Here is a 21,188-nt window from a genome sequence, read left to right on the forward strand (position 1 = left end):
CCAGCAGGAGTTCCCCCATGAGCTACACCGTCCGTATGTTCGCGCGCCGTGCCGGGCTGGCCGCCGCGGGGGCCAGTGCCGTGTTCCTTCTCGCCGCCTGTGGGGGCGGCAGCGGGGACGACGCCGGGCAGGCCGCTTCCTCCGCGCCCTCCGGTGCGTCCGCGTCCGCTTCCGCCCCGGCCGGTGCCACGGCGCACAACGCGCAGGACGTCGCCTTCGCGCAGGGCATGATCCCGCATCACCGGCAGGCCCTGGAGATGGCCGGGCTGGCGGCCCGGCGCGGGTCGTCCGCCGAGGTCAAGAGCCTCGCCGCGCGGATCGAGAAGGCGCAGGACCCGGAGATCCGGACCATGAGCGGCTGGCTGCGGGCCTGGGGCGAGCAGGTGCCCCAGGACGGCGCCACGGACATGCCCGGCATGGATCACGGCGGCTCGCCGATGCCCGGGATGGATCACGGGGCGGCGCACTCCGGCATGCCGGGGATGATGGGCGAGCAGGACATGGCCGATCTGGAGAAGGCCTCGGGGAAGGACTTCGACCGGATGTTCCTGACCATGATGGTCGAGCACCATCAGGGCGCCCTGGACATGGCCCGGGCCGAGCAGGCCAAGGGCGCCTACGGGCCCGCGAAGAAGACGGCCGGTGACATCGTCACCGGCCAGAGCGCGGAGATCGCGGAGATGAAGCGGCTGCTCGGGCAGAGCTAGCCGTCGGTTTCGGTGTCGCCGGGTGGGGTCTCGTGCGCGTGCTTGAGGCGCGAGCGGGCCTCCATCCGGCTCTCCGGTGCCACCTCCGACCAGTAGCGGTGGGTGGTGACGAACACCGCCAGCTCGTGTTCGCGTCGCCGCAGCTTCTCCACCTCGGCCTGTTCGTCGGCCGTCCAGCCGGGGGAGGCGGGGCGTTCCAGCTTGCGCCAGCCGTTGTCGTCGCTGAAGCCGTCGAGCGGCTCGACCGACCAGGGGAGCCGCTTGAGCAGGGCCGACAGTTCGGCCCGGACCTGATGCAGCTCCTCCTGGCCGGCGAGGAGGTCACTGGGGAAGTCATAGGTCGTAGCCACACGGCAATGCTACGCCTGTTCGAATTACGGCAGCGAGCGGCTTCCGGGGCTTCACTCGAATGAGTGCACGAGTCCCGCGCGTTGTCGCGGGCCCTCCTCGGCCGCTCGCCGCCCGGGCTCAGCCGGCCGTCCCGCCCAGCTCCTTCACCACCCGCGCCGCCACCGGCACGGCCACCCCGTGCCGCCGCGCCGCACGCAGCAACGCGCCGCCGATCGCGTCGAGTTCGAGCGCCCGGCCCGCCTCGGCGTCGCGCTGCATCGAGGACTTCATGCCGGCCGGGAAGGCGTCGTAGCGGGCGAGTGAGGCGGCCGGGTCGCCGGAGCCGCCGCAGGCGCGGCTGACCGCGGCCGTCTCCTCCACCAGCGCGGTCAGCTCGTCGCGGTGGCGGGTGCGCAACTCGCCCATGGGCAGGCCGTGGAGGGTGGTGAGCAGGGCCATGGGCGCGAGGAAGGACATCTTCGCCCACAGGGCGGCGGCCTCGTCGTCCAGGACGCGGGTGGTGACACCGGCGCCGGACAGGTCCGCGGCGAGCCGCGCGAGGCGGTCGCGGGGGACCGGGTCGCCGGTGAGGTCGACCTCGACGAAGTCGGTGCCGTGCTCGATCACGCCGGGCGCGGTCCGGGTCGACTCGACGCGGATGACGGCCGGGGCGACCCGGTCGCGGCGGTAGCGCTCGCGCAGGGCGGCCGGGTGCTCGACGCCGTTGAGGAGCGGCACGAGCAGGCCGTCGCCGAGGGCGGCGGGCGGCACGCGGGTGAGGGCCGCCTCCAGCGCGGTGTGCTTGACGGCGACCAGGCACGCGTCCACCGGCTCGCGCAGCTCGGTGTCCGCCTCGACGGCGGCGGTGAACTCGCCGAAATGCCTGCTGCGCACACGCAGGCCGGCCTCGCGCAGGGTGCCGGCCGTGCTCTCGCCCGCCAGGCAGATCACGCGGTGGCCGGCGCGGGCGAGCAGCGCGGCGAGCAGTCCGCCGACGCCGCCGGGGCCGAGCACGGCCACGGTGGACCGGGTGGGGGTGGTGAGGGTCATCGGATGTGTCCTCTCGTCGGTCGGCCCCATGGGTGGTGGCCGCCTCGGCCAGATCATCGCAGCCGCTGCGCGCACCGGGTACGAGGGGCCAGACTTGAGGCATGTGCCGGAGTATCAAGACGTTGCGTCCGCCCGTGCTGCCCGGAGAGGCCACCGAGGACGACATCCGGGCCGCGGCCCTGCAGTACGTGCGGAAGGTGTCCGGCTTCCGGGCGCCGGCCGCGCACAACCGCGAGGTGTTCGACCGGGCGGTGGAGCAGATCGCGGCCGCCACGGCCGAGCTCCTCGGCGACCTGGAGGTCCGCGGCGCGCCGGCCCGCCGGGCGGGGTAGGGCCGGGGTCGGAGGCAGGGGACGGCCACTGCGCAGGTGAGCAGGCTCCGGTAAGGCTCGGTGGGGCGGCCACCGGCCGGGACGGGACCGCGGTCGGCGTGATCCGCCGGGGTCTAGCGCAGAGGCGCGGTGGCCGCGTCGTCGGCCTGCCCCGCGGGGACGGCGGCGCCCGGTCGCGGGCGGCGTCGCATGACGTACGCCGCGCCGGCGCCCGCGCCGAACAGCGCCGCCATCGACACGCCCGTGGCCAGCCAGGTCGCGCCGAGCCAGCTGGCGCCGTAGTAGCCGAGGGCCGCGCTGTACGCCGCCCAGGACAGGCCGGCCAGCGCGGACCAGGGCAGGAAGTCGCGGGCGCGGTGGTGGGCGGCGCCGGCGCCGAGGGAGACGACCGAGCGGCCGGCCGGGGCGAAGCGGGCGAGGACCACGAGGGGGCCGCCGCCGCGGGCGAGGGCGGCGCCGAGACGTTCCTGCGCGCGGCTGAGGCGGCGGGAGCGGGCGATGGCGCTGTCCAGGCGGGCCACGCCACGCCAGGCCAGCCGGTAGGCCACGAGATCGCCGAGGACGGAGGCCGTCGCCGCGGACAGGATGAGGAACAGGACGTCGGGGACCTGCGCGGGGGTGGTCTGCCCGGCCGCTCCGGACCCCGCGGCCGCCGCGGTCGCCGCCGTGATGACGAGGACGCCGCTGGGCAGGATCGGCAGGAAGACGTCCAGCAGGACCGACGTCGCGACGACCGCGTAGATCCATGGGCTGCCGGTCAACGACCCGACACTCTCCAGCACCGCTACTCCCCGTACTCCCCCGTGGGCCGTACCGTGCCGCGTCGAGCGCGGGGAGCGGCAGAAACCGGCCGATGACAGCCATACAGCGTACGCCGCGGCTGTGACGGCAGGTTCATGGGGGGTTGGTGTGTCAGGAGGGGCGCGTTCACGGCGACGGCGGGCGGGAGGACGCGCCGCCGGCGAGGCCGTGTCGGGCTCGCCGGCGGGCAGTCGGGGACCAGCGGCCGGAACGGGACGGAACCGGTGGGTCAGGCGGCCAGCGGGGCGCGTTCCGGGGCCGGGCGGTCCGCGGCGGCGCTGCGGCGGGCCAGGAGACGATCGATCCCGAATGCGCCGGAGCCGGTGAAGACCAGCAGGAAGAAGGCCCAGCAGAACATGGCCGAGGCCTCGCCGCCGTTCTGGATGGGCCACAGCGCCGCGCTCTGGTGGACGTCGAAGTAGGCGTACGCCATCGACCCGGAGGCGACGAGCGCGGCGGCGCGGGTGCCGAGCCCCAGCAGGACCAGGGTGCCGCAGACGAGCTGGATCACGGCCGCGTACCAGCCGGGCCAGGTGCCGGCGGGGATGGTGCCGCCGTTGCCGCCGGCCGCGCCGCCGAGGACGCCGAAGAGCGAGGCGGCGCCGTGGCAGGCGAAGAGCAGTCCGACGACGATGCGGAACAGGCCGAGCACGTACGGCTGCGCGCCGTTGAGGCGTGCGGTCATGTGGGGGCTCCTTCGGGTGGGCGAGCGGAACGGCCGCGGCGTACCGGTCGTGGGGGACGGCGGCGCCGGGCGGGCCCACAGGTTAGGCAGACCTAAGGAGTGCTTGCAAGTTCAACATTCGGCCACGGCTGTACGGCAACGGCCGCCGCCCCCGCGGAAATCCACGGGGGCGGCGGCCGGCGGCGGGTCTCAGCAGCTCGCGAGGTAGTTGGTGAGCGCGTTCTTCTCGGCGGTGTCGACGGAGAGGTCGTAGTAGTACTTCACCTGCACCCAGGCGCGGACGTAGGTGCAGCGGTAGGCGGTGCGCGACGGCATCCAGGTGGCCGGGTCCTGGTCGCCCTTGGCCTGGTTGACGTTGTCGGTGACGGCGATCAGCTGCGGGCGGGTGAGGTCGTTGGCGAAGGCCTGCCGCTGGGCGGTGGTCCACTTGCTCGCGCCGGAGTCCCAGGCCTCGGCGAGCGGCACGAGGTGGTCGATGTCGAGGTCGGAGGCGGCGGTCCAGGTGGCGCCGTCGTAGGGGGAGTACCAGCTGCCGCTGACCGCGGCGCAGGAGGAGTCGGTGACGACGTTCGTGCCGTCGCGCTTGAGGACGGTCTCGCGGGTGTTGCAGGTGCCGCTGATGGTGATCCAGTGCGGGAAGAGGTCGCGGCTGTAGCCCGTGCGGTCCTCGGTGGCGACGGTGAGCTGGGAGAGGTAGCTGCGGGCGGTGGCCGCGCTGACCGGGGTGGGCAGGGCGGCGGAGGCGGTGGGGGCGGAGAACAGGGCGGCGGAGGCTATGAGCCCGGTGAGCGCCGCGAGTATGCTCACCCGTCGACGCGCGTAGAACTTCGGCATGCGAACTCCCTTGAGGGGTGGGGGTGTTGGAGCGCGAGCGCAGGAATGCTCGCGGTGCCGTGTTGCGGGGAGATGTGCGCGCGGTGAGAGGTTAGTGACGCGTTCATGACACGACAAGGTTCACGGTCGAACTTTCCGTCCCGTACCATGGGGGGCGCAGAAGGGGAGTAGCTCTTCGCCGGTGTCGTCGACATACTGCTCGGTCATTCCGAGCCGGCGCCCGGAGGCGGACCCCGCGGTGGCCCGCCAGCGAGACCTTCGGCAAGCAGTGCACGTCCGTGCCCCTCGGCGCGGGCGCCCGTGTGCTGCCGTGCCGAGGTGTCTTCGATTCGCGTTGCAGCGCACTCTCGGCGGGGCGGCCCCGACCGATTGAGGAACCTTGATCAGCATCACCGTGACGGCGCTCGTCTTCGGCGTCATCTTCCTCGCCGAGCTGCCCGACAAGACCGCGCTCGCCGGCCTCGTCCTCGGCACCCGCTACCGCGCGTCCTACGTCTTCGCCGGCGTCGCCGCCGCGTTCGCGCTGCACGTCGCGCTCGCCGTCGCCGCGGGCAGCGTGCTGACCCTGCTGCCGCAGCAGATCGTGCACGCGCTGACCGGTGTGCTGTTCCTGGGCGGCGCGGCGGTGCTGCTGATGAAGAAGGGCGAGGACGAGGAAGAGGTGCGGCGCCCGGAGAACCAGTCCTTCTGGAAGGTCGCGGGCGCGGGCTTCATGCTCATCCTGGTCGCCGAGTTCGGCGATCTCACCCAGATCATGACGGCGAACCTCGCCGCCCGTTACGACGACCCGCTGTCCGTCGGCCTCGGTGCGGTGCTGGGCCTGTGGGCGGTCGCCGGGATCGGCATCGTCGGCGGGAAGGCGCTGATGAAGCGGGTGCCGCTGGCGCTCATCACCAAGATCGCGGCGATCGTCATGGTGGCGCTGGGCGTGTGGAGCCTGTGGGAGGCGATCGCCGGCTGAGCGGGTCGCCCCGCCGGGCCGGGCGGGGTCGCTCCGCTGAACGGCCGGTGAACTGTCGCCCGGGGTGGTGGCGCGATGCCCGCCGGGTTTTGTACCGTAGAGAAACAAAGTGGTTCCCGCCCGTTTTCCCTGACCGGCGGGCGGGACCACCTTGTCCCTCCGGGGGCTTTGCCGCTCACTTCCTGGGAGTCGCCGATGCCGGCCACCGTTCTCACCGCCCGTGCCCTGCTGCTCGACATGGACGGCACGCTCGTCAACTCCGACGCCGTCGTCGAACGGATCTGGCGCCGCTGGGCCGAGCGGCACGGGCTGGACGGCGACGAGGTGATGAAGGTCGTCCACGGGCGGCAGGGACACGCCTCCATGGCGGTCCTGCTGCCGGACCGGCCCCGCGAGCAGAACCTCGCGGACAACGCGCGGATGCTCGCGGAGGAGACGGCCGACATGGACGGCGTCGTCCCGGTGCCGGGTGCGCGCGCGTTCCTCGACGCGCTCGCCGCCGGCGGGGTGCCGCACGCGCTGGTGACGTCGGCGGACGTGGCGCTGTCCACGGCGCGGATGGCCGCGGCGGGGCTGCGGATGCCGGCGGTGCGGATCACGGCGGAGAGCGTGGGCGCGAGCAAGCCCGATCCCGAGGGGTTCTTGAAGGGCGCGGCGGAACTCGGGGTGCCGGCGGCGGAGTGCGTGGTCTTCGAGGACTCCGGGGCGGGGATCCGTGCGGGGCGGGCGGCGGGGATGCGGGTCGTCGGGGTCGGGCCCCGCGCGGCCGTCCACGAGCCCGACGCGTGGGTCCCCGACCTGACGTCCGTCCACATCGAAAACCCGGGGGACGGCTCGGCCCGGGTGCGCGTCGGCGATTAGCAACGGGGGGGCGTTGTGCCCTGGGGCACGGTGAACGCCGTGGGGCACGGTGCCCTGCGGTGCGCTGCACCCGACGGTGCGGTGACCGCCGTGGGGCGCGTGCCCTGCGGTGAGTGGCGCCCGGCGTTGGGGTGACCGCCGTGGGGTGCGTTGCCCGGCGGTGCGGGGTGCCGCCCGCGCCCACCCGTGCCGCCCCAGGCGGCACGCATGCCCGCGGGCTGGGCGGACGCACCGCCCGCGGCGACGCGCGTGGGGCGGGCGGCGCGCGCCACGATGGCGCCGCAGTCGCCGACGGCGGGGAGGGGGCGTGGTGGGGGGTGTCCGCCCGCAGCGGACGGCATTGCCTTTCGTCAGCTTCTTGAGAGACGTAGGGCCGTACCGAGGACGGACACCCCCCACCGCGGCCCCGACTCACCCACCCACCGGACGCGCTACATCAGCCCCCACCGGACCCGCGCAGGCCGCCGCAGGCATTTCAGGGGCGCGGGGAACTGCGCGACAAGCCACGACGAAACCCGCACCCGGCAACGTTGCGTACCCACCCGCACGGTCGCCGCGAGCCAAAGAGCTACGGGACCCTCGTCTCCGACTCCAGGCTTCTTCTCGTCTGCGGTCCGTACACGCCCAGCCCGTCGTTCGTGACGCCCCTCGCCCACTGGTAGTTCCGCAGCGCGCTCTCGACCTGGTTGTTGAAGATGCCGTTGGCCTCGCCGGTGTAGAGGTACAGCTGCCGCAGCCGCAGCTGCAGTTCCACGACCTCCGGCCCCCGGTCGCCCCGGCGCAGCACCGGCGCCCCGGTGCCGTCACCGTCCTGTCCGGCCCCGCCGCCCCCGCCGTCACCGGGCGCGACCGTGTCCCCCCAAGGCGAGCCCGTCGCCGCAGGCGTGGGCGACCCCGTCGGCGTGGACCCCGGCCGCCCGGCCGCGCCCGACCCCGACGGCGAGACCGACGGCGACGCACCGCCGGAGGCAGAAGCGGACGCGGAGGTCGACGCGGACGCGGACGCGCTCACCCCTCCGCTCGGCGACGCAGTCGGCCGAGAGGCCGAAGGCGACGCCACCCCCGCCCCCGGCTCCTCCGCCCGCGCCGTCACCGTGTCCGGCACGGCCGCCCGCACGTCGTCCGGCACCGCACCGTCCCGCGACGGCGTGTCGTACGAGAGCAGCCCCGCGCCCACCCCCACCGCCGCGACCACCGCCACCGCGGCCCCCGCCACGGCGAGCAGTCCGGCCCGCCGCCGGCGCCCCCGAGCCCCAGCTCCGCCCGCCGGTCCCACCAGCTCCCGGCCCGCGTCCTCACCCGAGCGGCCCGAGGACCCCGTCTCGAACAGGCTCAGATCCGTCGCGCTCGGCGCGGCCGCCGACGGCGCCAACGGCGTGGGCAGTACGGGCGCCGCCGGCTCCACCGTCCGCAGCGGCACGGTCTCGTCCACCGAAGGCCCCGCACCTGAAGGCCTCGTGTCAGACGGCCCCGCGCCAGACGGCCCCGCTCCCTCCAGCTCCACATACGGCCTGATCCGCAACGGATCGAAGTCCTCCGCCGCGGCCGCCTGCGCGACGCGCTCCGCGTGCAGCGCGTCGGCCGCCCGCTCCCCGCAGCCGCACGACGGCGCGCCACCGGCCTCCCGCGCCGCCCCGCACTGAGGGCACCGCCCGGCCCCCGGCCCGCCCCCGCGTCCGTCCCCGTCCACGTCTTCGCCCCTCCCCGAGCTCACGCGTCGCCTCCCCCTGCGCATCCGCCCCGCCCCGCCCCCACGGAAACTCCAGAGATTATGCGGTTCCCCCACACGAGTGAACGCGGCTCCCCCCGGAATTCTGGGCTCCAGCAGGACTCAACAGGCCATAACCGGACACACCGATCACGATGGGTGTGTCACGACAGCAGGGGAGGCCTCCATGACCGTGGACGCGCACGCCGGCACGGCGAGTGCGCAGCAGGAGCACGTGTCCCGCAACGTGCTCGTCTCGATCGGCGCCCTGCTGCTCGGCATGCTGCTCGCGGCACTCGACCAGACCATCGTGTCGACCGCACTGCCCACCATCGTCAGCGACCTCGGCGGCCTGGAGCACCTGTCCTGGGTGGTCACCGCGTACCTGCTGGCGTCGACGGCGGCGACACCGCTGTGGGGCAAGCTCGGCGACCAGTACGGCCGCAAGAAGCTGTTCCAGACGGCGATCGTCATCTTCCTCGTCGGCTCCGCGCTGTGCGGCATGGCGCAGAACATGCCGGAGCTCATCGTCTTCCGCGCCGTGCAGGGCCTCGGCGGCGGCGGGTTGATGGTGCTGTCGATGGCGATCGTCGGGGACGTCGTCTCGCCCCGCGAACGCGGCCGCTACCAGGGCCTGTTCGGTGCGGTGTTCGGCGCGACCAGCGTGCTCGGACCGCTGCTGGGCGGGCTGTTCACCGAACACCTCAGCTGGCGCTGGGTGTTCTACATCAACCTGCCCGTCGGCGTCGTCGCCCTCGCCGTGATCGCGACCGCGCTGCACATCCCGCGCAAGGCGACCCCGCACGTCATCGACTACCTCGGCACCTTCCTCATCGCCTCCGTCGCCACCTGCCTGGTGCTGGTCGCCTCCCTCGGCGGTACGACCTGGGACTGGGGCTCACCGCAGATCGTGGGCCTGGCGGTGCTAGGCGTCGCGCTGGCCGGGGCGTTCGTCGCGGTGGAGCGGCGGGCCGCCGAACCCGTGCTGCCGCTGAAGCTGTTCCGGATCCGCACGTTCACCCTGTCCGCCGTCATCAGCTTCATCGTCGGCTTCGCGATGTTCGGCGCGATGACCTACCTGCCGACGTTCCTGCAGGTCGTCCAGGGTGTGTCCCCCACGCTGTCCGGCGTGCACATGCTGCCGATGGTCTTCGGGCTGCTGCTGTCCTCGACCCTGTCCGGGCAGATCGTCAGCCGCACCGGCCGCTGGAAGGTGTTCCCGATCACCGGCACGGCCGTCACCACGATCGGCCTGCTGCTGCTCCACCGGCTCGACGAGCACAGCTCGACCGCCGAGATGAGCGCGTACTTCTTCGTCTTCGGCCTCGGGCTGGGCCTGGTCATGCAGGTCCTCGTGCTCATCGTGCAGAACGCCGTCTCCTACGAGGACCTGGGCGTGGCCACCTCCGGCGCCACCTTCTTCCGCTCCATCGGCGCCTCCTTCGGCGTCGCCATCTTCGGCACGATCTTCGCGAGCCGCCTCGGCGACAAACTCACCGACGCCTTCCGCGGGGTGAAGCTGCCGGCCGGATCCTCCGCGGACGCCCTGAAGGCCGATCCGCGCGGCATCGGCGCCCTGCCGCCCTCGCTGCGGCCCGCCGCGCTGCACGCGTACGCCACCTCCATCACCGACGTCTTCCTGTACGCCGCGCCGGTCGCCTTCCTCGGCTTCCTGCTGGCGTGGTTCCTCAAGGAGGACCGGCTGCGGGCCTCGGTCACCGCGCCGGACGTCACCGAGACCCTCGCGAGCAACCCCGTCGAGCGTTCCTCGTACGACGAGGTCTGCCGGGCGCTGTCGGCGATCGGCACGCGGGAGGGGCGGCGCGAGGTCTACCGGAAGATCACCGACCGGGCCGGGTACGACCTGCTGCCCGCGGCGAGCTGGCTGCTGCTGCGGATCAAGCGGTACGGCCGGGCGGAGCCGGGCCTGCTCGCCGAGCGGGGGCCGGTGCCGCTGCAGGTGATCCTGGAGGCCGCCCGGCAGGTCGAGGGGCGGCGGCTGGTGCGCCGGGAGGGCGTGGACCTGGTGCTGACGGACGCCGGGAGCGAGGTCGCGGCGCGGCTGGCGCAGGCGCGGGAGGAGTCGCTGGCCGAGCTGCTGGGGGACTGGTGGGGGCCGGATCGGCCCACGGATCTCACGCAGCTGGTGAAGCTTTTGAACGAGGAGCTGTGTGGGTCGAGTCGGGAGCAGCCGTGGGAGGGGCGGGCTACGGCGGCTTCTTGAGCGGGGTGCGGTGACCTGCGGTGCGGGGCCCGCCGGGGGTGCGCTGCCCTGCGGTTGCTCGCGCCCGGTGGTGAGGTGACCGCCGTGGGGTGCAGTGCCCGGCGTTGCGTGGCACCCGGCGCCTTCGGTGAACGCCGGGGGGTGCGCTGCCCGGCGGTGCGGGGTGCCGCTGCGCCCACCCGTGCCGCCCCAGCGGCACGACTGCCCGCAGCTGCGCGGGGTGGGGTGCGTGGCCCGGCGTGCGGGGTGCCTCCCCCAAGCACTACGTGCAGGGGGTACCCCCAGCGCCCACCCGTGCCGCCCTGGGGGTCCCCCCTGCTCGAAGAGCTTGGGGGAGGCACGACTGCCCGCAGCTGCGCGGGGTGGGGTGCGTGGCCCGGCTTGCGGGGCACCCCCAGCGCCCACCCGTGCCGCCCTGGGGGTCCCCCCTGCTCGAAGAGCTTGGGGGAGGTACGACTGTCCGCAGCTGCGGCGGATCGGATGCCCGCAGCAGCTACGGCGGATCGGATGCCCGCGGCTGGGTCAGACGAGCTGCTTGCGGAACCAGTGTTCTGCGTACGGGTCGTCGTTGTGGCGGGGGGTTTCCTTGTAGCCGAGGCGGGTGTACAGGGATCGGGCTTCGACCAGGTCGGTGCGGGTGTCGAGGATCAGTTCCGTGGCGCCGAGGGCTCGCGCCGCGTCCTCCGCGGCGGCGACCAGCAGCGTCGCGCCGCCCCGGCCCCGCATCCCCGGCAGCAGGAACACCCGCTTCAGCTCGGCCGTGGCCGGATCCAGCAGCCGTACGCCCGCCGTGCCGGCCGGCTCACCGCCGTGGCGCGCGATCAGCAGCCGGCCGCGCGGCGGGGCCAGGTCGGACCCATCGGCCGCGGCGATCTCCCGCTCCAGTTCGTCCGGGTCGGTGCGGCGCCCCTCGTGCAGCAGGTACCAGCGGTCGCTGACCTCCGTGTAGTACGCCCGCCACAGGGCACGGGCGTCCGGGGAGTCGTAGGGCTCGGGGGCGATGGTCCAGGTCATGGGCGTCATTGTGGGAAGCGGGCCCGGGTGCGGCGCAAGCCATTAACGCAACCCACCGTGCCCGGGTCGTGCACGGGCAGTTTGCGGGGCGGGCCGCGGGCAACCCGAAGGAAAACCGGCCGGACCGGCCGGAGACACCCCGCAAGGCACCCGGAAGGCATTCATGTCCACAGGCGTGCTCATCGCTGTGATCGTCATCGTTGCGGCCGTCGTCCTCGTCGCGGCCGCCCTCCTCCTGCGGGCCCGCGGCGCGGGCGGCGGCCCGGGTCTGAAGCGGCGCTTCGGGCCCGAGTACGACCGTGCCGTCGCCCGCCACGACGGGGACGTCAAGGCCGCCGAGCGGGACCTCGCCCGGCGCGTCGAGAAGCACGGACAGCTGCGCGAGCGGCCGCTGGAACCGGCCCGCCGCGAGCAGTACGAGGCCCGCTGGACGGCGCTCCAGGAACGCTTCGTCGACGCACCGCGCGAGGCCGTCGCCGAGGCGGACCAACTGCTCGCCGAACTGGCAGGCGTCCGCGGCTACCCCGACGGCGGGCAGTACGAGGAGCAGCTCGACGCGCTCTCCGTGCACCACGCGAGCCGGGTCCAGGGCTACCGACATGTGCACCGCGTGGCCAACGCGCCGCTGGGCGCGGACCGCGACGGGCCGGACACGGAGGAACTGCGCGAGGCGCTGCTCGAGGCACGCGGGCTGTTCGAGGAACTGGTCGCGCAGGCCCCGCAGGACACCGGCCGGCACCGCGCGGAGCGCGCGGAACGCCACGACCGCGCGGTGGAGTCCGGGCGTGAGGAGCGCGCCACGGCCCGCCCGGCCCACCGCACCCATCTGCCGTGGGGCCTGACCCGCGGCCACGCGAAGGGGAGTTGACCGTCATGACCGCCGACGACCCTCGGGGCGCCCGCCGCGGCACCCCGGCGCCCGACTACGTCCCGCCGGCACCGCAGGATCCCGCCCCGTTCGGCGGGGAGACAGGGGCCGCGGCCCGCGGTGACACCGGTGCGGACGTCCGCCCGGCACCCCCGGGCTCCCCGCGCCCCGCCCCCGACGCCCGCGGCGAGACCGCCACCGGCACCGTCACCGGCAGCCCGCACGGCAATGTCACCGAGACCCCGCACGGCACCGTCACCGGCAGCCCGGGTGGCGCCGTCACCGGTACCCCGCACGGCACCGTCACCGGCAGTCCGGGTGGCGCCGTCACCGGTACCCCGGACGGCGCCGTCACCGGCACCCGGGACGGCAGTGCTTCCGGTACCCACCCCGGCACCCCCGGCGGCACGTCCGCCCCGGCGGCGCACGACGGTTCCGAGGCCCCCCTCATGCCGCACGACGAGGTGGACGAGCTCCAGCAGCGGCTCTCGCACGCGCTGGCCGGATTCGTCGACGGGCCGCGTGCGGCCGTGGAGGAGGCCGACCGGCTGCTGGAGGAGATCGCCGCGCACGTCACCGACGCGGTCTCCCGGCGCCGCCGCACCTTGCGGATGGCCTGGCAGGGCGGCGAGGCCGGCGAGGGCCGGCCCACGACCGGCGCCGACACCGAACAGCTCCGCCTCGCCCTGCGCGACTACCGCGAGCTCTCCCGCCGCCTGCTCCACATCTGACGGCGACGTCAGCCGGCCGCCGCCCGGCGCTCCCGCCACTGCCGTACGACCTCTTCGACGTCGTACGGCTTGCGGCCGAGGGGCGGGCCGGGCGGGGGCTTGAACATCATCTCGCGGATCTTGACGTTGACGTCGGTGATGATCCGCCGCACCACGCCCTCCGACGGCGCCGCATACGCCGCCGCGAGGGCGTCGTCGGCCTCCTTGCGCAGCGCCAGCGCCGGCGGCAGCACCGACAGACCCTCGCGGTGCAACTTGCGCTTGACCCACCACAGTTCGTCGTAGGTGGACTCGACCTCGGGCGGCAGGGGCTCACCCGCGCCGGTCAGCCGGTCGAACTCACCGCGGGCCTGCGCGTCGCGGATCTGTTTGTCGACCCAGGACTCGAACGGCACCCCGGGTGGCTTTCGCTCGGTCATGAGCCCATTGTGCCGGACGTGGCCCCGTCGGCCGATTTATCATGCGGCGGCGGCCGGCCGACCAGGCGGCCGCATCACGACGTCGCACAAGGGAGCGCACGTGCTCGAACTCACCATGGCCTCCGTCTCCGCCGGAGACGAGGGCGCCACGGCCGGGATGACCATGGCCGACGCGCCCAGCGCCCCGGGTGCCGTGCTGAGGGTCGGGCGGGACGCCTCCCAGTGCCGGCTCGTGACGCCGGAGGACTGGCTGTTCGTCTCCCGCGTCCACCTGGAGTTCCGCTGCGGTCCCGACGGCGGCTGGCAGCTGACCTGGGTGCGCGGTTCGCAGCCCGACCCGTCCTCCGAGGTCCGTCTGGTCGTCGGGGAGTACGCCCAGCCGCTCGCTTACGGCGGCACGGTGCCGCTGCCCCGGGGCGGCTCCGGCGAGATCGTCATCCAGGACCGCACCGGCCCGCGCAGCGTGAACGTGGGCTTCTACCACGAGGTCTGAGGCACGAGGTCCGAGCCCGGGGTCGTGGCCCCGAGGTCCGAGCCCGGGGTGGTGGCCCCGGGGTCGTGGCCCCGAGACTCCGGCCCACCGCCGCCCGCGCGACCGCTTCGGCGCTCACACCACCCGGGCGAGGGCGAAGCCGTCGTATCCCTTGCTGCCGACCGTCTGGATCGCGGTGCCGCTCAGGCGCGGGTGGGAGCCGATCAGTTCGAGGGCGGCGCGGGTGCCGCGGACGTCGGGGTCGTCGCTGCCGGCGTCGGCGACCCGGCCGCCGCGCACCACGTTGTCGACGACGATCAGGCTGCCGGCGCTGGTGAGCCGCAGCGCCCACTCGACGTAGTGGGCGTTGTTGGCCTTGTCGGCGTCGATGAAGACGAGGTCGAACGGCGGCGGGTTCTCGTCGGCGAGCTGGGGCAGCGTCTCCAGGGCCGGGCCGATCCGCACCTCGACCAGCTTGTCGAAGCCGGCGCGGGCGATGTTGCGGGCGGCGACCTCGGCGTGCTTGGGGCTGTACTCCAGGGAGATCAGCCTGCCGTCCGCGGGCAGCGCGCGGGCCAGCCAGATCGTGCTGTAGCCGGCGAGGGTGCCGATCTCCAGGACGGTGCGGGCGCCGTGGATCTGGGCGAGGAGCTGGAGCAGCTTGCCCTGGGTCGGGGTGACGCTGATGCGCGGGAGCTGCGCGGCCTCGCTGTCGCGCAGCGCGGCCAGCAGCACGTCGTCCTCCGGTGCCAGGTGGGTGGAGAAGTAGTCGTCGACGTCGTCCCAGAGCTGCGACCCGCTCATGCGTCTGCACCTTCCATGCGAATCCCGCGTCCCAGGGCACAGCATTTCAGAGGTTGCCCACGGGTGCCCGGGAGGTGCGGCGGCGTGTGGCGCGTACGGTGCACACGGCGGCGGCCGTCACCAGCACCGCCAGGGCCGCGGCCGTGGTGAGCAGCCACGCCGGGATGCCGGCGATCTCGCGCAGCCGGTAGGTGTAGATCACCTCGCGGTACGGGCGGTCGGTGGCGGCCCGGCGCAGTTCGTGGTCACCAAAGATGCGGGACGGGACGGGGAACTCCTGGTCCAGCGCGGTGAGGTAGTCCGTGCCGCGGGTCAGCTCGGCCAGCGGGCCCGCGGTGTCCTGTAGGCGTCCGGCGAAGGTGATCCGGGGCTTCTCGCCGCCGATGGAGGTGCGCGGTTCCATGCGGTGCGGGGCGAGCAGGTACAGGCCGAGCGACTGCGGGACGGGGGCGAGGCGGGAGAGCCGCATCGGGTAGACGGGGGCGTCGGCGGCGAAGGTGAGGTGCAGCGGGTCGAGGACGCCGGTCAGCGGGATGTGCGCGGCCTGCGGGGCGAGGCGGATCGCCACGTACTCCCAGTGCTGGTCGACGTACGGCTGCAGGGCCTGCTCCAGGCGGGCGGGCAGCGTGAAGCCGTGGGTGTGCAGCCAGTCGCTGAGGGCGGCGGGGTCGTCGGCGGTCAGGCGGGCCACGTCGAACGGGCCCAGGCGCTGCCGGCCCACGACGCCGACGCCGGGGCGGGCGCCGGCCGCCGGGGCCGCGGAGGCGCCGTCGCCGCTGCCGCCGGCGAAGGGCCAGTCGCCGGAGCGGGGCCAGAAGTAGGTGCGGGTGCGCTCCTCGGGGGCGGTCGCCTCCTCCAGCTGCTCGAAGAGGTGGCCGTCGCCGAGGCGGACGGTGGCGCGGTGCGGGACGGGCATGATCCACGCGGCGCGGTCGGCGGTGCCGGCGACGGTCAGGCTCATCACGATCTGTTCCTCGCGGCCGTCCCAGCGGACGACGGAGACCTCGCGGTCGACGCGCATCTGCGTGTGGGCGCCGGGGATCATCGCGCCGCAGGCGCAGGCGTGGGCGGGAGTGGTGAACCAGGCGAGCTGGATGGCGAGGAGGGTGAGGAGGAGGGTGAGGGCGCGGGGTGTGGTGTGACGGGGTGTTGTGTGCACGCCAGCTAGGGACGGTGCCGGCGGAGGGGGTGGTTCCCTACGCCGGCCCAGAGGTCAAGCATGCCCGCGGATTGAGCGAGCGGGACTGCACCCCCCCGGGGGCGCGGGGAGCTGCGCGATCAGCCACCCACGCCCCCGCACCCGGCACTCGACACGCACCCACCCGTCGAGGCACCGCAGGTGCCCGCACCCGGCACTCGACACGCACCCACCCGTCGAGGCACCGCAGGCGCACGCACCCGGCACTCAGCCCGCACCCACCCGGGCCGGGGCCGAACGGCTATGCCGCGCGTTCCACCGCCGGGGCGGAGCCCGGGAGGGGGCGGCCGGCGGATTCCGTCATGTACCAGACGGCCACGCCGCCGACGACGGCCGCCGCCATCATGTAGTACGCGGGCATCATCATGTTCCCGGTCGCCCCGATCAGCGCGGTGACCACCAGCGGAGTCGTCCCGCCGAAGAGGGACACCGACACGTTGAAGCCGACCGACAGCGAGCCGTAGCGCACGCGCGTCGGGAACAGCGCCGGCAGGGCCGACGGCATCGCGGCGGTGAAGCAGACCAGCAGCAGGCCCAGCGCGCCCATGCCGAGCGCGACGGCGACCAGGCTGCCCTGGCGGATCAGCAGCACCGCCGGGATGGACAGCAGCAGGAAGCCCGCGCAGCCCGCGGCGATGACCGGACGGCGGCCGACCCGGTCGGTCAGCGCACCGGCGAACGGCTGGACGATCATCATCAGCGCCATCACGCCGAGCACGACGAGCAGGCCGTGCGTCTCGTCGTACTTGAGCTCACTGGTCAGGTACGACGGCATGTACGACAGCAGCATGTAGTCGGTGACGTTGAAGACCAGGACCAGGCCCATGCACAGCAGCAGCGCCTTCCACTGGCCGGTGATCATCTCGCGCAGCGGGACCTTGGGGCGGCTGGACTCGGCCTTCTCGACCTCGGCGGCGAAGGCCGGGGTCTCCTCCAGCTTCATCCGCAGGTACAGGCCGATGATGCCCATCGGGCCCGCGATCAGGAACGGGATGCGCCAGCCCCAGGAGGTCAGGTCGTCGGTCGACAGCAGCGCCGTCATCAGCGTGACCAGGCCGGCGCCGCCGATGTAGCCGGCCAGCGTGCCGAACTCCAGCCAGCTGCCGAGGAAGCCGCGCCGCTTGTCGGGGGCGTACTCGGCGATGAAGGTGGAGGCACCCGCGTACTCGCCGCCGGTGGAGAAGCCCTGCACCAGCCGGGCCGCGAGCAGCAGCAGCGGCGCGCCGACGCCGATCGTCGCGTACGACGGGATCAGGCCGATCGCGAACGTGCCCGCCGCCATCATGATCATGGTCAGCGCGAGCACCTTCTGGCGGCCGATGCGGTCGCCGAGCGGGCCGAAGACCATGCCGCCGAGCGGCCGGACCAGGAAGGCCGCGGCGAAGGCGCCGAAGGTGGACAGCAGCTGTGCGGTCGGGTTGCCCGAGGGGAAGAAGACCTTGCCGAGGGTGACGGCGATGTAGCTGTAGACACCGAAGTCGAACCACTCCATGGCGTTGCCCAGTGCGGCCGCCTTGACCGCGCGCCTGACGAGCGCGGGGTCGGTGACGGTGACGTCCTGGGTCTTCTTCAGGGTGACGGGACGGACGGGATGAGCGGCGACGGTCGCGGCCGAAGACAAAACTTCGCTCGCCTGCCTTTCGACGGGGACAGGGACAGGGTCCACGCGGCGGCGGTGACGGCGGACCGGAAACCGACCATAGGCGCCGTTGGTCCCCTTACGGGCCGTACGCACCCCGTTGCATGATGCAGCTAAATGTCGGCTGTCCAGGCGTGTCTGCCCGGTCGCGGGCGGTTCATCCGCCGCGCCGGTGTGATCCTTGTCGCGCCGCTGGAAGCGGTCGTAACCGGGGCCGACTATCGTCTTCCGGACAAAAGGGGAGCGGATGTCAGGCACCCCTGGGTTGCCTGCGTCCCTGTCCGGAGGTGGTGTGGAAAGTACGGGTTTCGCAGCGCACCCTCACGCGCGGACAGTCGGGACGAGCGGGGCGGGAGGGACGGGCAGGCGTGGCGGATGCTGAGCACAGGGGGCGGCCGGCGGCAGCCATCGGAGCGACGGCTGTCGGCGCGGTGCGGGCCCGTCTGCGCGTCCTCAGACTCGGCCTGTGGCTGATCGCGGCCGTCCTGGCCGCCCGCCAGGTCGCCGTCGTGCTGACCTCCCCGCGCGGGGAGCGGCTGACCGACCTGGAGACCTGGGTCGGCCCGCACGGCGTGCTGCACGTCAACGGCTCCCTGTACGACTCCACCCGGTTCACCGGCACGCCCTTCGGCGGGCTCGTCCTCAAACCGCTCACCCGGGCGGCCGAGCAGGCCCTGGGCTGGGGCTGGACCTTCGGCACCCTGCTGCTGGTGGCCGCGCTCGGCGTCGTCGCCGCCCGCGCCCTGCCGCAGCCGGTGAGCCGGCGCACCGCGCTGCTGGCCGCGCCCGTCGCGATCAGCCTGCTGATGCTGTCGCTGCCGGTGCGCAACGCCCTGTGGCTCGGCCAGACCAGCATCATGCCGGTGCTGCTGGTCCTGCTCGGCTGTTTCGTGGTGCGCGGGCAGCGCACGAGCGGGGTGCTGATCGGCCTGGCCGCCGCGCTGCAGCCGACGCTGCTGCTGTTCACACCGCTGCTGTGGTGCACGGGCCGCCGCCGCGCCGCGATGTCCGCCGGCGCCTCCTTCGCCGTGTGCACCGCCCTGGCCTGGGTCGCGATGCCGCACGACTCCGCCGCCTACTGGGTGCACCACATGGCCGGTGCCGGCCTCGGCGGCCCCGCCGACGGCCTCGCCAACCAGTCCCTGCACGGCGCCCTGCTGCGCGCCGGCCTCACCGGCCCGCTGGAGATCGCGCTGTTCCTGGCGCTCGGCACGGTGGTCGCCGTCCTCGGCGTGCGGCGCGCCGTGCGCTACGCCCGCGACGGGCAGCTGCTGCTCGCGGTCGCCGTCACCGGCTGCGCCGCGATCGCCGTCTCACCCACCGCCTGGCAGCACCAGCTGCTGTGGGTGCTGCTCACCGTCGTCGGCCGGGTGGGCAGGCGGGCCGCCGACCGCCCGGTGTGGCCGGTGGCGGTGGTGCTGGTGATGACCCTGCCGGCCAGGACGCTGCTGCCGGACAAGCCGCTGTTCCAGCCGCTGCTGGACAACCTGGTCCTGGTGGCCGCGCTGGCCGCCGCGACCGCCGTGCCGTTCCTCGTGCGCTCCTCGCCCTGGTTCGACAGCCCCGTGCCCGTCCGGTACGCCGCGCCGGTCCCCGCCCGGCTGCGGCACGTGCCGCTCGTGCCCGCCCTGCGCCGCGCGCTCAGCCGCCCGAACCTGCTGTTCGAGCTGGTGCTGATCCGCCTCACCTACTTCGCGTACGCGCAGGTCAGGCTCGCCGCGACCGGCGGCAGCAGCACCGGCGGCCGGGCCGTCGCGGAGCGGCACGGGCGGGAGATCCACGCCGTGGAGGCGGCGCTGCGCATCGACGTCGAGCACTGGGTCAACCACACCGTCGTCTCGATCGGCTGGCTGGAGCGGTTCCTCAGCTTCTACTACGAGTCGTTCCACTTCGGCATCCCGCTGGCCATCCTGGGCGTCCTGTATTGGCGCCGCCCGGTCGACTACCGCTGGGCCCGCTCCGCGCTCGGCTTCGCCACCGTGCTCGCCCTGGCCGGCTTCTGGCTCTACCCGCTCGCCCCGCCGCGCCTGATGCCCGGCCTCGGCATCGTCGACACCGTCAACGGCCCGCAGGACTTCAGCAGGCCGGACTACGGCACGCTGACCGAGCTGACCAACCAGTACGCGGCGATGCCCTCGTTGCACTTCGGCTGGGCGCTGTGGTGCGGCCTGGTGATCGTGCTGCTGGCGCCGCGGGGGTGGATGAAGGCGCTCGGGCTGCTGCACCCGCTGTTCACGCTCTCCGCGATCGTCGCGACCGGCAACCACTGGGTGCTGGACGCGGTCGGCGGCGCGGCCGTGGTCGGGGCCGGCTTCGGCCTGACGTATCTGGTCCAGGGACCCCGGGCGGCGCCCGTCGCGGTCACCGGGGCGCGGGCCGGCAGTGCGCCGAGGGAGCCGGAGAAGGACCGTACTCCGAGCTGATCGGTAGGTGCCCGGCGCGGACACGGTCAGCCGGGTGAAGGCGCCGTCCCGGCTCAGGCAGCCGCCGTCGGCGCGCAGCCACGGCGACCAGGCCACCCGCACGGTCACCGCCCCGGGCCGGGCGACCCGCAGCACCAGATCGGCGCTGCCGGCCCGCACCACGCTGCCCGGCGCGGACACCAGCGGCACCGCGTCGCGCACCCGGAACACCCGCCAGTGCGCGTCCTGCCACACCGGCTCCAGCCAGGGCGGGGGTGTGGTCGCGCACCGGGTCGGCCTCCTGCCGCGCGTAGCCGTCGGGCCGTCCGAGCGGCAGGACGACGTAGCCGACGCCCAGCGGTCCAGCCAGGCCCGGTAGGTCGTGGCGGAGAAGGTGCCGTCGTAGAAGAGGCGGGAGGGTTCCACGTCGAGCTGCCGGTTCCAGCCCCGGTCCAGATCGACGTGCCGGGCGAGCGCCGCGGCCTCGCGGTGGTCGCGGGCCGGGACCGCCTCGACGCGGGCGCGCTCCGCGCCGAGCGCGCGCAGCGCCTCGACCACGGGCCGGGTGTCTTCCGCCCACGCGGGCACGGTCGTGGACACCCCCAGGTCGTCGGCGCGGGCGGTTTCCGGAAAGGCGAAGGCGGCGACCCAGGGGATCGGGGGTCGCCGCCTTCGCGTCTGTCAGGAGCGGGCAGGTCCGGTCGGTGCCGGCCGTTGGTGCCGGTCAGTACCAGCCGTTGGCCTGCCAGAAGCCCCAGGCGCCACAGGCACTGCCGTAGCGCTCGTTCATGTAGTTCAGGCCCCACTTGATCTGGGTGGCCGGGTTGGTCTTCCAGTCGGAGCCGGCCGAGGCCATCTTGGAGCCCGGCAGGGCCTGGACCAGGCCGTAGGCACCGCTGGAGGAGTTGGTGGCGTTCGGGTTCCAGCCGCTCTCGCGCTCGACGATGTTCGAGAAGCACTGGTACTGCGCCGTGTTGCCGATCATCTTCTGCGCGACGGCCTGCGCCGAGGAGGCCTGGGCCGGCGCGGCCTGGGCGGGCGCGGCGGCGATCAGGGAACCGCAGGCGGCAGCGGCCAGGGCGGCACCGGCGAGGGCCTTCTTCGGAGCGGCGGCACGACGGAGGAGGGAAACGGCGGACACGGGATGC

22 protein-coding genes and 1 pseudogene are annotated in these 21,188 nt (G+C 74.0%); 10 read left to right on the forward strand and 13 right to left on the reverse strand.

Annotated elements, in window-relative coordinates; genetic code table 11:
• Nucleotides 1-17: 17 nt before the first annotated feature.
• On the forward strand, nucleotides 18-707 hold the full coding sequence (locus ACF1AL_RS02990) for a DUF305 domain-containing protein (RefSeq protein ID WP_391825399.1): 690 nt from the start codon (nucleotides 18-20) through the stop codon (nucleotides 705-707).
• On the opposite strand, the gene ACF1AL_RS02995 is transcribed toward ACF1AL_RS02990, so the two are convergent.
• Together ACF1AL_RS02995 and ACF1AL_RS03000 are read right to left on the reverse strand one after the other, a co-directional pair.
• Nucleotides 704-1,057 (reverse strand): hypothetical protein, encoded by a 354-nt coding sequence (locus tag ACF1AL_RS02995; protein ID WP_366840900.1) that lies wholly within the window; start codon nucleotides 1,055-1,057, stop codon nucleotides 704-706. The genes ACF1AL_RS02990 and ACF1AL_RS02995 overlap by 4 nt on opposite strands.
• A 118-nt stretch (nucleotides 1,058-1,175) precedes the next feature.
• On the reverse strand, nucleotides 1,176-2,087 hold the full coding sequence (locus ACF1AL_RS03000) for a ketopantoate reductase family protein (RefSeq protein WP_391819235.1): 912 nt from the start codon (nucleotides 2,085-2,087) through the stop codon (nucleotides 1,176-1,178).
• A 101-nt stretch (nucleotides 2,088-2,188) separates the two neighbouring features.
• On the opposite strand from ACF1AL_RS03000, the gene ACF1AL_RS03005 reads away from it, so the two are divergent.
• Nucleotides 2,189-2,419 (forward strand): DUF2277 domain-containing protein, encoded by a 231-nt coding sequence (locus ACF1AL_RS03005; protein WP_391659353.1) that lies wholly within the window; start codon nucleotides 2,189-2,191, stop codon nucleotides 2,417-2,419.
• 113 nt (nucleotides 2,420-2,532) lie between these two features.
• On the opposite strand, the gene ACF1AL_RS03010 is transcribed toward ACF1AL_RS03005, so the two are convergent.
• The 3 genes from ACF1AL_RS03010 to ACF1AL_RS03020 form a co-directional block, all read right to left on the reverse strand.
• Nucleotides 2,533-3,201 (reverse strand): VTT domain-containing protein, encoded by a 669-nt coding sequence (locus tag ACF1AL_RS03010; protein ID WP_366840904.1) that lies wholly within the window; start codon nucleotides 3,199-3,201, stop codon nucleotides 2,533-2,535.
• Nucleotides 3,202-3,449: 248 nt separating this feature from the next.
• Entirely contained in the window at nucleotides 3,450-3,905 is a 456-nt protein-coding gene (locus tag ACF1AL_RS03015) for a DoxX family protein (RefSeq protein WP_391819237.1), read from the reverse strand.
• Nucleotides 3,906-4,094: 189 nt separating this feature from the next.
• Nucleotides 4,095-4,739 (reverse strand): HNH endonuclease family protein, encoded by a 645-nt coding sequence (locus ACF1AL_RS03020; protein WP_384209842.1) that lies wholly within the window; start codon nucleotides 4,737-4,739, stop codon nucleotides 4,095-4,097.
• Nucleotides 4,740-5,118: 379 nt separating this feature from the next.
• Between ACF1AL_RS03020 and ACF1AL_RS03025 the strand changes: the two genes are divergently transcribed.
• Together ACF1AL_RS03025 and ACF1AL_RS03030 are read left to right on the forward strand one after the other, a co-directional pair.
• Nucleotides 5,119-5,700, forward strand: a complete 582-nt coding sequence (locus ACF1AL_RS03025; protein ID WP_384209844.1) for a TMEM165/GDT1 family protein — start codon at nucleotides 5,119-5,121, stop codon at nucleotides 5,698-5,700.
• A 195-nt stretch (nucleotides 5,701-5,895) separates the two neighbouring features.
• On the forward strand, nucleotides 5,896-6,561 hold the full coding sequence (locus ACF1AL_RS03030) for an HAD-IA family hydrolase (protein WP_391825400.1): 666 nt from the start codon (nucleotides 5,896-5,898) through the stop codon (nucleotides 6,559-6,561).
• Between the two features lie 568 nt (nucleotides 6,562-7,129).
• Here ACF1AL_RS03030 and ACF1AL_RS03035 read toward each other — a convergent pair.
• Nucleotides 7,130-7,348, reverse strand: coding sequence for a peptidoglycan-binding protein (locus ACF1AL_RS03035; protein ID WP_391825401.1), 219 nt, complete (start codon nucleotides 7,346-7,348; stop codon nucleotides 7,130-7,132).
• A 64-nt stretch (nucleotides 7,349-7,412) separates the two neighbouring features.
• Between ACF1AL_RS03035 and ACF1AL_RS03040 the strand changes: the two genes are divergently transcribed.
• Together ACF1AL_RS03040 and ACF1AL_RS03045 are read left to right on the forward strand one after the other, a co-directional pair.
• The gene (locus ACF1AL_RS03040) at nucleotides 7,413-8,204 is read left to right on the forward strand and encodes a hypothetical protein (RefSeq protein WP_391781203.1); all 792 of its coding nucleotides are present in this window, start codon (nucleotides 7,413-7,415) and stop codon (nucleotides 8,202-8,204) included.
• A 252-nt stretch (nucleotides 8,205-8,456) separates the two neighbouring features.
• Entirely contained in the window at nucleotides 8,457-10,493 is a 2,037-nt protein-coding gene (locus ACF1AL_RS03045; protein WP_391825402.1) for a DHA2 family efflux MFS transporter permease subunit, read from the forward strand.
• Between the two features lie 522 nt (nucleotides 10,494-11,015).
• Here the strand turns inward: ACF1AL_RS03045 and ACF1AL_RS03050 are convergent.
• The gene (locus ACF1AL_RS03050; protein ID WP_366837162.1) at nucleotides 11,016-11,507 is read right to left on the reverse strand and encodes a GNAT family N-acetyltransferase; all 492 of its coding nucleotides are present in this window, start codon (nucleotides 11,505-11,507) and stop codon (nucleotides 11,016-11,018) included.
• Between the two features lie 163 nt (nucleotides 11,508-11,670).
• Here ACF1AL_RS03050 and ACF1AL_RS03055 point away from each other — a divergent pair, with 163 nt between their 5' ends.
• Both ACF1AL_RS03055 and ACF1AL_RS03060 read left to right on the forward strand, forming a co-directional pair.
• Complete coding sequence (locus ACF1AL_RS03055; protein ID WP_391697040.1) at nucleotides 11,671-12,375, forward strand: hypothetical protein; 705 nt, start codon at nucleotides 11,671-11,673, stop codon at nucleotides 12,373-12,375.
• Between the two features lie 5 nt (nucleotides 12,376-12,380).
• Nucleotides 12,381-13,106, forward strand: a complete 726-nt coding sequence (locus ACF1AL_RS03060; RefSeq protein WP_391825403.1) for a hypothetical protein — start codon at nucleotides 12,381-12,383, stop codon at nucleotides 13,104-13,106.
• A gap of 8 nt (nucleotides 13,107-13,114) precedes the next feature.
• Here the strand turns inward: ACF1AL_RS03060 and ACF1AL_RS03065 are convergent, their stop codons facing one another.
• A complete protein-coding gene (locus tag ACF1AL_RS03065; RefSeq protein ID WP_391697046.1) occupies nucleotides 13,115-13,525 on the reverse strand; it encodes a DUF1992 domain-containing protein in 411 nt (136 codons plus the stop codon).
• A gap of 100 nt (nucleotides 13,526-13,625) precedes the next feature.
• Between ACF1AL_RS03065 and ACF1AL_RS03070 the strand changes: the two genes are divergently transcribed.
• Complete coding sequence (locus ACF1AL_RS03070; RefSeq protein ID WP_391781199.1) at nucleotides 13,626-14,018, forward strand: hypothetical protein; 393 nt, start codon at nucleotides 13,626-13,628, stop codon at nucleotides 14,016-14,018.
• Between the two features lie 114 nt (nucleotides 14,019-14,132).
• On the opposite strand, the gene ACF1AL_RS03075 is transcribed toward ACF1AL_RS03070, so the two are convergent.
• The 3 genes from ACF1AL_RS03075 to proP all read right to left on the reverse strand — a co-directional run bounded on the left by ACF1AL_RS03075 (nucleotide 14,133) and on the right by proP (nucleotide 17,620).
• Nucleotides 14,133-14,801, reverse strand: a complete 669-nt coding sequence (locus ACF1AL_RS03075) for an O-methyltransferase (RefSeq protein ID WP_384209863.1) — start codon at nucleotides 14,799-14,801, stop codon at nucleotides 14,133-14,135.
• Nucleotides 14,802-14,847: 46 nt separating this feature from the next.
• Nucleotides 14,848-15,960, reverse strand: a complete 1,113-nt coding sequence (locus tag ACF1AL_RS03080; RefSeq protein WP_391825404.1) for a DUF2330 domain-containing protein — start codon at nucleotides 15,958-15,960, stop codon at nucleotides 14,848-14,850.
• A 280-nt stretch (nucleotides 15,961-16,240) separates the two neighbouring features.
• Entirely contained in the window at nucleotides 16,241-17,620 is a 1,380-nt protein-coding gene (gene proP / locus ACF1AL_RS03085; protein WP_391825405.1) for a glycine betaine/L-proline transporter ProP, read from the reverse strand.
• A gap of 386 nt (nucleotides 17,621-18,006) precedes the next feature.
• Here proP and ACF1AL_RS03090 point away from each other — a divergent pair, with 386 nt between their 5' ends.
• Nucleotides 18,007-20,061 (forward strand): bifunctional glycosyltransferase 87/phosphatase PAP2 family protein, encoded by a 2,055-nt coding sequence (locus ACF1AL_RS03090; RefSeq protein ID WP_391819249.1) that lies wholly within the window; start codon nucleotides 18,007-18,009, stop codon nucleotides 20,059-20,061.
• Here the strand turns inward: ACF1AL_RS03090 and ACF1AL_RS03095 are convergent.
• Both ACF1AL_RS03095 and ACF1AL_RS03100 read right to left on the reverse strand, forming a co-directional pair.
• A pseudogene (locus ACF1AL_RS03095) lies at nucleotides 20,000-20,652 on the reverse strand (hypothetical protein); the annotation flags it as partial. The gene ACF1AL_RS03090 and the pseudogene ACF1AL_RS03095 sit on opposite strands and share 62 nt — an antisense overlap.
• A 112-nt stretch (nucleotides 20,653-20,764) precedes the next feature.
• A complete protein-coding gene (locus ACF1AL_RS03100; protein ID WP_366837152.1) occupies nucleotides 20,765-21,181 on the reverse strand; it encodes a lytic transglycosylase domain-containing protein in 417 nt (138 codons plus the stop codon).
• Between the last annotated feature and the right edge of the window lie 7 nt (nucleotides 21,182-21,188).

Source organism: Streptomyces sp. NPDC014801 (assembly GCF_043082085.1).
Classification (GTDB): Bacteria; Actinomycetota; Actinomycetes; order Streptomycetales; family Streptomycetaceae; genus Streptomyces.

What these genes read in the sequence shown, in the direction of transcription:
- ACF1AL_RS03075 (WP_384209863.1), bottom strand. Translation starts at nt 14,801, where the DNA reads ATGAGCGGGTCGCAGCTCTGGGACGACGTCGACGACTACTTCTCCACC.
- ACF1AL_RS02990 (WP_391825399.1), top strand. Translation starts at nt 18, where the DNA reads ATGAGCTACACCGTCCGTATGTTCGCGCGCCGTGCCGGGCTGGCCGCC.
- ACF1AL_RS03050 (WP_366837162.1), bottom strand. Translation starts at nt 11,507, where the DNA reads ATGACCTGGACCATCGCCCCCGAGCCCTACGACTCCCCGGACGCCCGT.
- ACF1AL_RS03005 (WP_391659353.1), top strand. Translation starts at nt 2,189, where the DNA reads ATGTGCCGGAGTATCAAGACGTTGCGTCCGCCCGTGCTGCCCGGAGAG.
- ACF1AL_RS03060 (WP_391825403.1), top strand. Translation starts at nt 12,381, where the DNA reads ATGACCGCCGACGACCCTCGGGGCGCCCGCCGCGGCACCCCGGCGCCC.
- ACF1AL_RS03000 (WP_391819235.1), bottom strand. Translation starts at nt 2,087, where the DNA reads ATGACCCTCACCACCCCCACCCGGTCCACCGTGGCCGTGCTCGGCCCC.
- ACF1AL_RS03015 (WP_391819237.1), bottom strand. Translation starts at nt 3,905, where the DNA reads ATGACCGCACGCCTCAACGGCGCGCAGCCGTACGTGCTCGGCCTGTTC.
- ACF1AL_RS03020 (WP_384209842.1), bottom strand. Translation starts at nt 4,739, where the DNA reads ATGCCGAAGTTCTACGCGCGTCGACGGGTGAGCATACTCGCGGCGCTC.
- ACF1AL_RS03030 (WP_391825400.1), top strand. Translation starts at nt 5,896, where the DNA reads ATGCCGGCCACCGTTCTCACCGCCCGTGCCCTGCTGCTCGACATGGAC.
- ACF1AL_RS03055 (WP_391697040.1), top strand. Translation starts at nt 11,671, where the DNA reads ATGTCCACAGGCGTGCTCATCGCTGTGATCGTCATCGTTGCGGCCGTC.
- ACF1AL_RS03065 (WP_391697046.1), bottom strand. Translation starts at nt 13,525, where the DNA reads ATGACCGAGCGAAAGCCACCCGGGGTGCCGTTCGAGTCCTGGGTCGAC.
- ACF1AL_RS03045 (WP_391825402.1), top strand. Translation starts at nt 8,457, where the DNA reads ATGACCGTGGACGCGCACGCCGGCACGGCGAGTGCGCAGCAGGAGCAC.